The 12406-nt window shown below is 36.9% G+C and carries 14 protein-coding genes and 1 pseudogene; 5 read left to right on the top strand and 10 right to left on the bottom strand.

The annotated features are described in order from the left end of the window. Window positions 1-93: 93 nt before the first annotated feature. Window positions 94-447, top strand: coding sequence for a VOC family protein (locus V5G21_RS13630; RefSeq protein ID WP_011245697.1), 354 nt, complete (start codon window positions 94-96; stop codon window positions 445-447). Window positions 448-592: 145 nt separating this feature from the next. Here V5G21_RS13630 and V5G21_RS13625 read toward each other — a convergent pair whose 3' ends face one another. The 4 genes from V5G21_RS13625 to V5G21_RS13610 form a co-directional block, all read right to left on the bottom strand. Next, the gene (locus V5G21_RS13625) at window positions 593-1648 is read right to left on the bottom strand and encodes a tartrate dehydrogenase (protein WP_011245696.1); all 1056 of its coding nucleotides are present in this window, start codon (window positions 1646-1648) and stop codon (window positions 593-595) included. A 220-nt stretch (window positions 1649-1868) separates the two neighbouring features. Then, window positions 1869-2534 carry a GntR family transcriptional regulator gene (locus V5G21_RS13620; RefSeq protein WP_011245695.1) on the bottom strand — a complete coding sequence of 222 codons (666 nt, stop codon included), beginning with the start codon at window positions 2532-2534 and terminating at the stop codon, window positions 1869-1871. A 275-nt stretch (window positions 2535-2809) separates the two neighbouring features. After that, window positions 2810-3670 (bottom strand): VOC family protein, encoded by an 861-nt coding sequence (locus V5G21_RS13615; protein ID WP_011245694.1) that lies wholly within the window; start codon window positions 3668-3670, stop codon window positions 2810-2812. Between the two features lie 254 nt (window positions 3671-3924). Then, on the bottom strand, window positions 3925-5109 hold the full coding sequence (locus tag V5G21_RS13610) for an oxalate decarboxylase family bicupin (RefSeq protein WP_011245693.1): 1185 nt from the start codon (window positions 5107-5109) through the stop codon (window positions 3925-3927). A 206-nt stretch (window positions 5110-5315) separates the two neighbouring features. Between V5G21_RS13610 and V5G21_RS13605 the strand changes: the two genes are divergently transcribed. Further along, window positions 5316-5540, top strand: a complete 225-nt coding sequence (locus tag V5G21_RS13605) for a hypothetical protein (RefSeq protein ID WP_142237595.1) — start codon at window positions 5316-5318, stop codon at window positions 5538-5540. Between the two features lie 273 nt (window positions 5541-5813). Here the strand turns inward: V5G21_RS13605 and V5G21_RS13600 are convergent, their stop codons facing one another. The 3 genes and pseudogenes from V5G21_RS13600 to V5G21_RS13590 all read right to left on the bottom strand — a co-directional run. Beyond that, window positions 5814-7112: an arsenic transporter gene (locus V5G21_RS13600; protein WP_338464822.1), complete on the bottom strand. Its 1299-nt coding sequence runs from the start codon at window positions 7110-7112 to the stop codon at window positions 5814-5816. 15 nt (window positions 7113-7127) lie between these two features. Then, a complete protein-coding gene (locus V5G21_RS13595) occupies window positions 7128-7469 on the bottom strand; it encodes an ArsR/SmtB family transcription factor (protein ID WP_035204951.1) in 342 nt (113 codons plus the stop codon). 151 nt (window positions 7470-7620) lie between these two features. Further along, window positions 7621-7959 (bottom strand): annotated as a pseudogene (locus tag V5G21_RS13590) (ArsI/CadI family heavy metal resistance metalloenzyme); the annotation flags it as partial. Window positions 7960-8132: 173 nt separating this feature from the next. Between V5G21_RS13590 and V5G21_RS13585 the strand changes: the two are divergent. Further along, complete coding sequence (locus tag V5G21_RS13585; RefSeq protein ID WP_035204954.1) at window positions 8133-8594, top strand: CarD family transcriptional regulator; 462 nt, start codon at window positions 8133-8135, stop codon at window positions 8592-8594. 158 nt (window positions 8595-8752) lie between these two features. On the opposite strand, the gene cspC is transcribed toward V5G21_RS13585, so the two are convergent. Then, on the bottom strand, window positions 8753-8953 hold the full coding sequence (cspC, locus tag V5G21_RS13580) for a cold shock protein CspC (RefSeq protein WP_011245685.1): 201 nt from the start codon (window positions 8951-8953) through the stop codon (window positions 8753-8755). A gap of 373 nt (window positions 8954-9326) precedes the next feature. Between cspC and V5G21_RS13575 the strand changes: the two genes are divergently transcribed. Together V5G21_RS13575 and V5G21_RS13570 are read left to right on the top strand one after the other, a co-directional pair. Continuing rightward, window positions 9327-10256, top strand: a complete 930-nt coding sequence (locus V5G21_RS13575; RefSeq protein ID WP_338464821.1) for a Gfo/Idh/MocA family oxidoreductase — start codon at window positions 9327-9329, stop codon at window positions 10254-10256. Window positions 10257-10403: 147 nt separating this feature from the next. Next, the gene (locus V5G21_RS13570; protein WP_035204958.1) at window positions 10404-11195 is read left to right on the top strand and encodes a TraX family protein; all 792 of its coding nucleotides are present in this window, start codon (window positions 10404-10406) and stop codon (window positions 11193-11195) included. Window positions 11196-11275: 80 nt separating this feature from the next. On the opposite strand, the gene V5G21_RS13565 is transcribed toward V5G21_RS13570, so the two are convergent. Further along, the gene (locus V5G21_RS13565; RefSeq protein ID WP_011245682.1) at window positions 11276-11749 is read right to left on the bottom strand and encodes an HIT family protein; all 474 of its coding nucleotides are present in this window, start codon (window positions 11747-11749) and stop codon (window positions 11276-11278) included. Continuing rightward, window positions 11746-12201: an NUDIX hydrolase gene (locus tag V5G21_RS13560; protein ID WP_095255207.1), complete on the bottom strand. Its 456-nt coding sequence runs from the start codon at window positions 12199-12201 to the stop codon at window positions 11746-11748. Before V5G21_RS13560 ends, V5G21_RS13565 begins: the two co-directional genes overlap by 4 nt. Window positions 12202-12406 lie beyond the last annotated feature (205 nt).

Here is a 12406-nt window from a genome sequence, read left to right as displayed (position 1 = left end):
AACGCAGAATAGCTACCTATCAAGGTTTAAAGGAGTTGAAAGAGAGTTAACTCTGGTGGGCGTTGGGAAATAATTTTAGGAGGGGGTGGGCTCATGGGCAATCCAATATTAAAACAAATTGGCACTGTATTCATTCCTGTCAGTGACATAGACAAAGCTAAAGATTGGTACTGTGATATTTTTGGATTTAATGGAGATGGGGAGATTCTGTTTGGTCACCTTTATGTCATTCAACTAGAAGGAACGGGGATTGTACTAGATAGCAAAATATATTCGCCAGAAAAAACGTTTCAAACACCAGCTTTTCACTTCAATACCAATAATATTGAAGAAGCTTATCAATATATGCAGAGTAAAGGCGTGAAACTTCTTACAGGAATAGAAAACAACCATTACTTTAATTTTGAAGACTTAGACGGAAATAGGTTAATGGTTTGCAAGTGTTAATTGATTCCATCGATCATCATTGGATTAAGCCTATTAGGCAGATAACACCTCCCCAGGCGATAGTCCGATACAACTGAAGAGGTGATTTTAGATTTTTTATAACCTATTACGGAAGGTTCTGTTAGTAACCTCTCTGTTATAACCGTTAGCGTAAAAGAGTTTTGATGATCTCCGATGTCACTTCAGTAGTGGAACTAGTTCCACCAATATCTGGAGTTCGAATACCTCTGCTAGTTACTTCTTCTATAGAATCAAGAAGATGATCTCCTAATTCAGTTTCCCCATGATGATCTAACATCATCTTAGCAGTCCAGATCTGACCAATAGGATTAGCGATTCCCTTCCCTATAATATCAGGTGCTGATCCATGAACTGGTTCAAACATAGATGGATATTTACCATTGATGTTAATATTAGCTGCAGGGGCAATGCCAATACTCCCCATAATCGCAGCACCAATATCGGTTAAAATATCACCAAATAAGTTTGAAGCAACAATAACATCAAAACGTTCAGGTTGGGTAACAAAAAATGCTGCTAGTGCATCGATGTGTTGCGAATCAACTTCAACTGACGGATAATCTTTACTAATCTCTTTAAACACATCATCCCAAAAAGGCATGGAATACACGATACCGTTTGATTTTGTAGCACTTGTCACATGTCCACGTCTCGTTTTTGCTAATTCAAAGGCGTAACGCATTGCTCTTTCAGTTCCCCGTCTTGAAAATACAGCGTTTTGAATCGCAAGCTCTTCATCTTCATTATAAATTCTGCCACCAATCGAACTATACTCCCCTTCACTATTCTCCCTAACAACAAGCAAATCAAAATCTTTCGGGTTGGATAACGGGGAGTTAATACCTTTAATTAATTTCGCTGGTCTTACGTTAATAACTTGTTCAAATTCTCTGCGGATTTTAATTAAAAGCCCCCATAAAGATATATGATCAGGAACTAAACGTTGATTTCCCACAGCTCCTAAGAAAATCGAATCAAAATCCTTTATTTGCTCCAATCCATCTTCAGGCATCATACTTCCATTTTCTAAGTAGTATTCGCAACTCCAAGGGAACGATGTAAATTCGAATGTCAATCCTCCATGCAATTCTGCAATCGCTTTCAAAACACGTTCTGCTTCAGGGACAACCTCTCTTCCAACTCCATCGCCAGGAATACTTGCAATGTTTACTATCTTCATTGGACATCCTCCTATTCTCCTAAAAGCGACAGTCGACTAACGACCGTCGTTCTTTTCTGGATTATACTATTAGAGAATCTGAAAAACAATACCCGACTTAGTGTTTTATATATCAATTTAAAAATTTGTAGGGATATGTACAGAATGAGGGGGTTTATATCTTCTAAATAAAAATCAGCAGTAATGATCTCCTATCACTCTGCTGATTTATATTAACTTATCATCTTTTGGGAAGTACTTTTATGAGATGGGCTAAATCTAACTCAAGATGTGAAATCATCGCTTTAGCAGCTTTTTCCGGATCTCGCTTTTTTATAAATTCAAAAATCCGGTAATGTTGCTCAAGGATAACGTTCGCGCGATTATCCCCTTGGAAATTTAATATACGAAAATAATAAATCAACGCTTTTAAATCATTGATTTGCTTTTTTAGTCTTAAGTTCTTTGTATAATCTATAATGGTACTGTGAAACAATTCGTTTAATGAAATGATGCGATCCTCTTCCTTTTTTGAAGAAATAGCTTGGTCGGTCCTTATTAATAGCTTCTCTAATTCATGAATGTCTTCATCTGATGCAATCTTAGTAGCCTCACTTACTGCAAATGATTCAAGTGCCATTCGACAGAAATAAACCTCTTCAACATCTTTTTGGGTTGGTTTGTATACGATAACCCTTGATTTTTCATCTACAATCACTAAACCTTCTTTTTCTAGAATTCTAATAGCCTCTCTAATTGGACTCTTACTAACATTAAACTCTTTTGCTAGTTGAGTTTCAACTATTCTGTCACCAGGTTTAAAGTGTCCGGTAAATATCATTTTCTTGATTGAATGATAAAATTGTTCGTAATACGGAATAGGTCTTTCAACGACAAACTCTTTCATTTAATCACCTTATTCTTCCTCTATATTTCACGAATTTCCGGAATGAATCTTGGTTAGCTAGCATTCAGAAGGCTTCTTTACAAGTCCTATTTTACGTCATCCTTATAATTGTGCAAAGAGAAATCCAAAAACCGTTTACTTTATCTAACATTCGGTAGCATAAAAAAACCGACTGGCTTTGTCAGCACAAAATAGTCGGTTTCAAATAATCTCATGAAATTTATAGCTGGTACGACACCAAATTTATATTGATTAAATCGATTACCCAACAACAATTAGTTCACATACAAATGAATTTGGTTTCCAGATGGATCTTCGGTGATAAACTCCCCATTCTCTTCAATGACTCGATAACCCATAGCCTGTAATTTTACAACGATTGATTTTCTTTTTTCCTCGCTTGGAATAACAACCGTATAAAAAAGCATCCTCACACTATTGGACACAGGTTTTGGGGCATTTTTTCCAAACCACATGTTGGTTCCAATATGATGGTGATAGCCACCACTAGAGAAAAAGGCCATTTGATTTGGTATATCCATAGTAATGTCAAACCCTAAACCTTTATGGTAAAAGTCCTTCGTTTTTTCTAAATCAGATACATGTAGATGAATATGACCAATCAGTGTTTCATTTGGAATCCGATTCCATAGTTCTCCGTTTGTTTCAGCAATAACGCCCTCGACATCCATTGGAGCTTGCTTCGAAAAGTCTAATTCTCCTGCTGTATTTCTCCACGTCGATGGATCAGTGTCTACAGCTACTTCGATACCATGACCATCAGGGTCTTGAAAGTATAAAGCGTCATGGGTCCCATGATAGGTAGCACCTTGTAATGGATACTTTTTATTCAACAGATGAATGATCAATTTCCCTAAATCTTTGCGAGTCGGAAAAAGTAAAGCATAATGATACAAACCGGTTGTCCGCTCTTGCCTAGGAATAATAGTGTCAGGTTGTTCAATCGTAAGCAAAGGCGTGGTTCCGTTTGCTGTCAATACTGCTTTTTTTCCTGATTGATTTAATACTTGAAATCCCATTAAGCCTTCGTAAAACTCAAGCGAACGACTTAAATGTTCAACTTTTAAATGAACGTGATTCACAAATGTATTTGGTTTTCTATGATAGACATTCATTTTTTACCTCCTAATAGATTCTACAAACAAAGGTTCATATCAGGCAGAGCGTATAGTGGGTCCCAATGTTATTGTTTAACGATTAAGGTCATAATAACCCCTTAGAATAATAAAAGGAAGTAGGCACATTAACGTTCTATAGTATACAAAAAGATACCAAAGGATAATAAAATAGCTCTCTTTTTTTAAAATAAAAAAGCACCGAAGCCTAAAAGACTTGGTACTCCTCACTTTCAAACTATTATAAACACCATTTATATTGTAGGGTACTTCACAACAGGCCATTTTTCTTTCCTTAACTTATTAGTAAACTTGGAATCGACATGTATATTATGTTGGACAAGTTCCGTTGGAGTAAGAGCCAACCATTGATTTAAAGATACATCTTCAAACCGATCACTTTTGAACATTTCAAGAAACCACACTGATTCGTTGCCTGTATTTTGAATATAGTGCCCTGTGGCAAAAGGAACATACCCAACATCGCCAGCCCGATAATCAAATGTACGCGCTACGCCATTCCCAGTAAACACAGTCATTCTTGCCTGGCCAGTTAAGTAATACTGCCATTCATCATTGTTCGGGTGCCAGTGCATTTCCCTCATAGCTCCTGGTTCAACTTCAACCAAAGCAGCAGCAATTGTTTTGGAAACAGGAAAATTCCTTGAATCGACAATACGTACACTGCCTCCAGGTGTGACCAATGGGGGCTGTTTTAATAATTCATGCTTAAACGTTTGTGGCACAGCGCCATAAGGGGAGTTTATTTGTTGCGACTGCAACGGTCCTGGAACTTCATCCTGGTAAATATACACTTGTTCAGTTGGAATGGTTGCAAATACAGATTCAGGTACACCAAAATTTGCCGAAAGAACGTCTTTCGGCGTGTGGGCCATCCAATCGGACAACGACAATGTACTTAAATCAGAGAACATCCCATCATCAAAAACAAGCAAAAATTCACAACCGTCATCCAAACCTTGAATCGAGTGGGGAATCCCAGGGGGAAAATACCATAAGTCTCCTGGGCCGACATCTGCTATAAAGTTCCTGCCATTTTGGTCAACAGCCGTAATCCGGGCATGGCCAAGTAACATATAAGACCATTCTGCTTGCTTGTGCCAATGAAGCTCACGTACGCCTCCTGGTGTTAAACTCATATTCACTCCGGCAAGTGTTGTCGCAATCGGCAAATCCCTTTGCGTAATTTCTCTTGACCAACCGCCATGATTTAATTGCATATGGGCATCGGAAAAAGAAAAACGCAAATTAGGAATCAACCCACGATCGGTTTCCGGTGGAACAAGTATATTAGGATTCTGAAGATCACGCATCAAATTCCGCGGACCACGATCAACGCCTCCAGCGCCATCAGCTCGAATAGGCTGCGGAATATTTGGATTCCCTTTTAGCGGCTTCACGTTATCTCCCCGTTTCATTTTTTAATCCCTCCCATCATATTAAACAAGAAGCCGCTTTATTCTTAGTAGTTCGTCAACTTAAGAACTTGTCTTATTTTGAATATAGTTATCCTCTATATTTTTTATCCTCAATCGTCTACTTGAATAAAATAACTTTTCATTGGTATAAATAAATCATTCGTGTTTTAATAGATTTATCAACCGACGAGGTGAACGCTATGAAATTGAAACCATTCATAATTTTTGGTTTAGTTGGTTTTATTGCCGGTGTATCAATAAGCCTGTTTGACCCGAAAGTTTTTCAGGAATATTATTATGGTGGCGTGATCATTGCTTATACTGGAATGGAGATTTTTTTTAACATAGCTAGATATGGCGTTCTCGGCGCTATAACTGCGCTCGTATTCGTATTGGCCTATCAGTTAAAACCGAAGGCAAATGTAGGCTAGTCCAGAAACTAATCCATTAGAAGATGGATGTTAAGCCAGCGTGAAAGACTGTTGGCTTAGTACCATTTCCACATTAATTAATATGAAAAAAGGCGCACTATCTAGTGAAAGTGCGCCTTCTCCATGTCATCTACGAATTTACATGTTCCTATCTCATCTCGGACTCTTGAAAACCATCCATTTCTCTTCTGTGGTGTGCTGGCGTTAACGGGCATTTGGCTGTTTCCTGTACATAAAAGTTAATGGTTTTCTTTTCCATATACTTTCCACTCCTTAATGGATGATCATTAACCAGAAGTATAGACTTAATAACGTTATAAACAACACAGGCAGTGTAATAACTATACCAGTCTTAAAATAAGTACCCCATGAGATTTTTACACCTTTTTGTGTTAACACATGGAGCCACAATAATGTGGCAAGCGAACCAATAGGTGTTATTTTTGGCCCTAAATCAGAACCAATCACATTTGCGTAAACCATCGCTTCCTTCATTAATCCAGTCGCGCTTGTCGTATCAATGGCAATCGCATTAATCATTACTGTTGGCATGTTGTTCATCATCGAACTTAAAACAGCGGCAACAAACCCCATCGCCATCATAGCAGCAAAGACACCTTGCTCCGCGATCCTCTCAAGTCCCAAAGCGAGCAAATCAGTTAAACCGACATTTTGTAAACCGAACACGACAACATACATCCCAATCGAGAAAAAAACTATGTTCCATGGCGCGCCTTTCAATATAGATCGGGTTTGAACAGCAGGGCTTTTTCTAGCTATCACTATAAAGAGCAACGCAATCAGTCCTGCAATCATAGAAACGGGAATATGCAAAAACTCACTGACTAAGTAACCCATTAACAATAGAACAAGCACCCACCAAGACAAGCGGAACATGTTATTATCTTTAATTGCCGATGCAGGTGGTTGCAACGTCTCGTAATCATAGTTGTTCGGGATGCTTGTTCGGAAGTAGAGATACAGCACAAGGATACTAGCGATTAAAGAGAAGACATTCGGAACAATCATCCGTGTTGCATATTCAATGAAGCCAATCCCAAAAAAATCAGCCGAAACAATGTTCACTAAGTTACTTACAATGAGCGGCAGCGACGTTGAGTCCGCAATAAACCCACTGGCCATGATAAAAGGGAACACCATGTTTTCATTAAAGTGTAAAGCACGCACCATCGCTAAAACGATTGGCGTTAAAATCAAGGCAGCGCCATCATTGGCAAAAAACGCCGCAACTACGGAACCAAGAATGCACACATATACAAACATCAGCTTGGCGTTCCCCTTCGCTGCCTTGGTCATATGTAAGGCGGCCCATTCAAAGAAACCAATCTCATCAAGGATTAAAGAAATAATAATAATTGCAATAAACGTCAACGTGGCGTTCCACACGATCCCCGTCACTTCCACCACATCGGCAAATGAAACAACGCCAAATAATAAAGCGAGAATAGCTCCCCCACACGCTGACCAACCAATATTCAAGTTACGTGGCTGCCAAATAACCAACGCGAGCGTCGTAATAAAAATCAATGAAGCGAAAAGAACCGATAACAACGCTTAATCCCCCCTTTACCCACAGTCTACAGGTGTTTCCTTCTCTATAAGACTGCGGTAACGTTCATCTTGATCTGAAATTTGCTTCAAGACGACTTGAATAAGTTCAGCTTTCGGAGAGGACTGGTTCAAAGAATAAAAACGCCATTGGCCTTTTCGCGTTTCCACTACTAGGCCAGCTTCCTTAAGTTTCTTTAAATGCTGACTAATTGAAGGTTGACTCGCATTAAACATATCGACAAATTGACAAACGCAATATTTTTTCTTTGAAACAAGTTTCAACATAAGCAACCGAGTAGGGTCACTAAGCACTTTCATGCATGTCGCAATTTCTTCGGAACTTAAACTGAATACCATTCATGATCTTCCCCCTTCCAGACACCATTATAAATGCAGCCATTATATAAGTAAACGCTAATATATATGACAATAATTTATGTGTTCCATAAAAAAACGAGCACCTGAGCACTCGTTTTTTTATCGTTCAAGATATTGGAGTATTGCCTTTCTACTCACTGTCTTGTTTTGTGTAGAAATATTCCCATCCGTTTCGATCGGGATCCGTTACCCCAAATTTATCTTGCACAGCATAGCAGCAAGTAGTATTCAATTCTTCACGGGCAAAGAAACCTTCACGTTCGAGCCTTTCTTTATGTTTAAGTACATCTTCTTTGGTCTCAACCTGTATACCTAAATGATTAATTTGATTTCCTGCCACTTTATTTCTTTGTGTTAACGTCAAATTTAAATTAGGTTCTTGGGTCAGAAATTTGACATAATCGTCTTATACTTTTACCGGTTTAACACCTAAGAATCGTTCATAAAAGGTTTGACTTTCACTTAAGTTTTTTTACATTCACCGTGACCGACGACGCGGTAATGTCTTCTTTTGCTTGAGACTGATATCCGAAAAAATCTGTTTGTTGACATTAAAAAAATCATCGTGTTATAATTAAAAATTTGTTAAATAAACAAATGTATGGTAACCTTAAGACAGTCCCGTATATGGAGGTGGATTATATGTTTCAAATTGGCGATAACATTGTTTATCCGATGCACGGAGCAGGTGTAATTGAGGCGATAGAAGAAATAGATCTTTTAGAGGAAAAACAACAGTATTATATCATAAAAATGTCAATCAACAATATGAAAGTTATGATCCCAACAAGCAAAATTGTGAGTTCAAGAATACGGCCAGTTACTGATATACTTGCGATAAACCACATTATACACATATTTCAGCACGGAGAATCAGATACGTTACTGCCGTGGAAACAAAGGTATAAAGTAAACGCGGACAAAATAAAAATGGGTGAAATGCAAGAAGGCGCTGAAGTGGTACGCGATTTAAGGCGCATTAAGAAAGAAAAGACACTTAATACAAGCGAAAAAGAACTGTTGGATAATGCCTATGAATTTTTGCTTAGTGAACTGGAAGTCGTTAAAGGAATCACCGATAGGCAAATAAAAAGTTTCTGTTAAAAATAAACATCATTGCACATCAGAAATTCACTAAATTTTTTGGTAATATTATAATTAAAAGTCATCATTTCAAAGACGTTCAAGTAGGTTTTTTAGTGAGCATGATACAGAGAACATAAAAAAACAGGCCCTATTTAAGGAGCCTGTTTTTATGAAAATTAATTTTTTTGAACGTTAGCAGCTTGAGCTCCACGAGCACCTTGCTCAATGTCAAACGATACTTTTTGACCTTCGTCTAAAGATTTAAATCCTTCACTTTGGATAGCAGAGAAGTGTACGAAAACATCGTCTCCATCTTCGCGTTCGATAAAACCAAAACCTTTTTCTGCATTAAACCATTTCACTGTACCTTGTTCCATTTTTGTTGCCTCCTAGTGTGTTGCCACACATTATATTACTACTCTTGTCCAAAGTATCATCAAGACGAAAAGTCAATATTCATACTATCCTTTACACCGAACAAAAATAATTCTCTTTATTATAACAGGAAACGGAAGTAATAGCAAATTAATTTTAGTTTTTTTTCCATAGCCGTATAACGTGTAGATGTCAGGGTAAGAACGGCATCGAGCATGTCATCATCTCCCCTAAAAAATTTTACTTTTTAGCTGGCGAGATTGCTTCACGTATGGTATATGATGACTATACCTAAACAGTGAAGATTTGTATGTTTATTAAGTAAATGCCTTGGAAGAAGTTATATAAGTAAAGGCTAATTGGAGGATACGTTAGATGAAACCTAGAATTGGTATGATTGGATTAGGTGGGATTGCTCAAAAAGCGTATTTACCTATTTTATCAAAGGAAGTAGATTGGACCTTTGTCGGAGCATACTCGCCGAACAAACAGAAAAGAGAACAAATTTGCAACCACTATCGCATCAAAGCATTTGAAGACCTACCTACATTAAGTGAATCATGTGATGCCATCTTTGTTCATAGCTCAACAGAAACACATTATGAAATTGTATCTCAACTACTTCGCGATGGAATCGATGTTTATGTCGATAAACCATTAGCAGCTACTATTCAACAGGCTGAGGAATTGGTTCATTTAAGTGAGACGCTTGGCAGGAAGCTCATGGTTGGATTTAATCGACGCTTCTCACCAATGTATGTGAAATCAAAAAAGTTACTGAAAGAAAAAGACACTGCTTGGATAAACCTTGAAAAACATAGAATCGTCTCAAACAATGATACGCTTTCTTACGAGCACATCCTGTTGGATGACTATCTCCACCTAGTAGATACAGTTAGATGGCTTTCGGATGGAAACATACGTTTTGAAAATGGCTTCTTAAAAACGATTGATTCTAAGTTAGCCTTTACACAGCAACAATTCCAGTCTGATGACAATATCATCTATAACAGTTCCATGCATAGGAGTGCAGGCACTAATTTAGAACAATTAGAGATAGTAACAACTGGGGGAATCTTTCGTGTGAAAAACATGAACATCTTTGAATGTGAAACAGATAATCACCTTTCCACTTTTTATTCTGGCTCCTGGGAATCGATCCTCAAACAAAAAGGATTTGAGCATGCTGTAAACCATTTCATTCAATGCATTCAACAAGATATTAAGCCAAGTGTACCAGCTAGAGAAGGTTTAGAGTCGCAGGTTTTGTTGCAAGAACTCATTCAACAGTCCAAGCGCCTTTAAAAGATCGCCAACAGAAATTAAATCATTTATAGTCGTGTAAGTCTTTTCCTCCTCATGTTATTTTTTCGTTTATACGATTTTTATATGTGTCTAATTTCTTATAATCGATGTAATATAAAATAATGAGTATACTAGGAGAGGAAATTTATGTCGACGACTACATTGAAAATAATCGCCTTATGCGCTATGTTCATTGATCACATCGGGCAATTTTTTCCTGAGACACCGGAATGGTTTAATTGGATTGGAAGAATATCCGCCCCTATTTTTATTTATTGTGTTGTTTTAGGAATTAAACACACTATGAATAAAAAGAAATACCTGATTCGGTTATACTTATTTTCATTAAGTATGGCGATTATAAATATGGTACTGAATCAACTATTTGATTATACCCATTTCTATATTTGGAATAATTTTTTTAGTTCTTTATTTGTTGTTGCGGTAGTGATACTTTTACTAGACAACTTTAAAGCAAAAAACTTGTTTTTCTTCATCATTTGGCAACTATCCACCCTTATTTTATGTTTCGTTTTAGTTGAAAAATATGAGGTATTAAGACTAAGTGACCCATCAGGTACATATTACTTTTTAGGTTCAGTATTTGGTAATATCCTCTTTGTGGAGGGCACTTTTTTAGGGGTTGTACTTGGAGCTATATTTTATCTTACTTTATCGAACCGAATTAATTTAATTATTCTATATAGCTCCTTCTCCTTGTGTTTTTATATGCTTCATTTAAAGGTAAGCAATTACGGAAACCCAGTCATTCACACATATTTGTTCCCGTTTGCAGACTATCAATGGATGATGGTTTTCGCCCTTCCATTTTTATTGCTCTATAACGGCAACAGAGGGATTGGCTTAAAGTATACCTTCTATATTTTTTATCCATTACACTTAGTTATTCTGTATTTATTAGCTGTGTCTCGATTGTAGGAGATTAGGTTAATACTTTTAACCTGATAAAGCTTTACCTCAATACAAATTTTTATTGGAATTACGACATATTTTTTCTTTTAATAGGTAAATTTCATTCGATCTTCCAACTCCTTTTTCAAACTTTCTTTTAAGTTTCCATGTTTATTTTCGGCATATTGATATTCTTCATCGCTCCATTTCAAAGCAGAGTATTTCCAAACAGGTTGAGTAATCATTTCGTTTGATTCCCAATTGTACCTAGGAAATATATGCGCATGTAAAAATGCGTCTGTGTTTCCATAGATTGAATAGTTGATTCTTTTTGGTTTACACACTTTTAAAATTGCCTCTCCAATTAAGGTCATATCAAGCATATAATTCATTCGATCTTTCACGACTAAATCTTCGATTGAGTTCACTCGATTGAAAGGAAGTAATACACAGTACCCAGGAAGAAATTGAGTATCGCCAATGACAGCATAACCACTTTTCATAACGGTAATAACCATAGGGTTTTTACCATTTCTTGCTGCTAAGATCCGGTCTTTTTTCCAATCAGTTAATTCCTTCATTGTAAATCGCCCTTTTCTTGTAAAGGTTTTATATAACTTCTATACTCCTCTGTCAAACCATTTGGTAAATTAGTTAGTTTAAAGAACTGCAAATCGATTGATTTCTTATAATCTATCCTTATGTTTCCTTCCGCTTGTTTAGTAACATACACAGCCGTAACGGAATAAACTTCGTCTCCATTATCAAACTTAAAAAAATAATCAGAACCAGAAAATACATCTAGTAATTTTAATTCACCAATAATAAGCCCTGTTTCCTCTTTTACTTCTCTTCTTGCGGTATCTTCCAAACTCTCTCCCAATTCCATTAACCCACCCGGTAATCCCCATCCCCCATCTGATCTATGTTGTAATAACAACTCATTTTTGTTATTTATGATTAAAACACAAGCACCAGTTAGAATTAAAGGTCTATTACCTACTACCTTTCTTAAACCCATAACATAGTCCATCTTTATCCTCCTTCTTAATGGAAGCAACGATACACTCGTTTTTATATGTATACCTGTACAATTTGTAATTCTATAACCTTTTCACAAATCCCCCCATAAAATGAAAAGCAATAGAAAAACATTAGACAACTACGAATCGTAAACATTTCATTCCTTTAGTGAGAGGACTCAAGCCTTTAGGGAATTTAATTCCTGATTTCATGGA

It is taken from the genome of Shouchella rhizosphaerae (assembly GCF_036700015.1).
In the GTDB taxonomy this organism is placed as follows: domain Bacteria; phylum Bacillota; class Bacilli; order Bacillales; family Bacillaceae_D; genus Shouchella; species Shouchella rhizosphaerae.
The sequence above is the reverse complement of the archived record's forward strand: the minus strand, read 5'-3'. Positions and strand labels throughout refer to the sequence as shown.